1 protein-coding gene is annotated in these 1,428 nt (G+C 54.3%); it reads left to right on the forward strand.

Annotation, left to right across the window (positions count from 1 at the left end; genetic code table 11):
* Window positions 1-18: 18 nt before the first annotated feature.
* On the forward strand, window positions 19-1,428 hold a 1,410-nt coding region (locus MFF61_RS34170; RefSeq protein ID WP_238242246.1), incomplete at its 3' end, for a macro domain-containing protein.

A 1,428-nucleotide genomic window follows, 5' to 3' on the forward strand; every position in this document is an offset into this window, starting at 1 on the left:
GTGACGAGCAACACAGAAGTGTTCCTGCTGTTTTCTAACTTTGATAACGGCAGAAGAGCGGTAACCTTGCACCAAGCTAACCAGAAACTTAGCTCAATGTATGCCTGCAACGGACTGCACACTGCTGGCTGTGCACCGTCATACAGGGTCCGCCGCGCAGATATATCAGGACACGGTGAGGAAGCAGTCGTAAATGCTGCCAATGCCAAGGGTACCGTGAGCGATGGAGTGTGCAGGGCGGTCGCTAAGAAGTGGCCATCATCTTTCAAAGGGGCTGCAACTCCAGTCGGCACAGCCAAGATGATCCGCGCAGATGGCATGACCGTAATCCACGCAGTGGGACCGAACTTCTCCACCGTAACAGAAGCCGAAGGGGACAGAGAGCTAGCGGCCGCGTACCGAGCTGTGGCTAGCATAATTAGTACCAACAACATAAAGAGCGTCGCAGTACCGCTGCTATCCACAGGCACCTTTTCCGGCGGTAAGGACAGAGTGATGCAGTCCTTGAACCACTTATTCACGGCATTGGATGCCACCGATGCAGACGTGGTTATCTACTGCAGAGATAAAAACTGGGAAAAGAAGATTCAGGAAGCCATCGACAGGCGGACGGCAATAGAGCTCGTATCCGAAGACGTGACCTTGGAAACCGATCTGGTTAGGGTACACCCGGACAGTTGCTTAGTCGGCAGAAATGGTTACAGTGCAACTGACGGTAAACTGTACTCTTACCTTGAGGGCACGAGGTTCCACCAGACGGCGGTCGACATGGCTGAAATATCAACTTTATGGCCAAGACTCCAAGATGCTAACGAGCAGATCTGCCTGTACGCCCTAGGGGAGACGATGGACAGCATACGCACTAAATGCCCAGTAGAGGACGCCGATTCGTCTACGCCGCCGAAAACGGTACCGTGTCTATGTCGGTACGCGATGACCGCGGAGCGGGTTGCCAGACTTAGGATGAATAACACCAAAAACATCATCGTGTGCTCCTCCTTTCCATTGCCGAAGTACAGGATAGAAGGCGTGCAGAAGGTGAAGTGTGACCGAGTGCTAATTTTTGACCAGACCGTCCCGTCACTAGTAAGTCCCAGAAAGTACATACAGCAGCCGCCGGAACAGCTGGATAATGTGAGCCTGACTTCTACGACGTCGACGGGATCCGCATGGTCATTTCCATCGGAAACGACCTACGAAACCCTGGAAGTCGTAGCCGAGGTACACACCGAACCTCCGATCCCTCCGCCTCGCCGACGTAGAGCAGCCGTCGCCCAACTTAGACAGGATCTGGAAGTCACCGAGGAGATCGAGCCGTACGTGATACAGCAAGCAGAGATCATGGTCATGGAGAGGGTCGCGACGACAGACATACGCGCTATCCCAGTCCCGGCACGGCGGGCCATTACAATGCCAGTCCCAGCCCCC

The organism is Methylobacterium isbiliense, from assembly GCF_022179325.1.
Classification (GTDB): Bacteria; Pseudomonadota; Alphaproteobacteria; order Rhizobiales; family Beijerinckiaceae; genus Methylobacterium; species Methylobacterium isbiliense.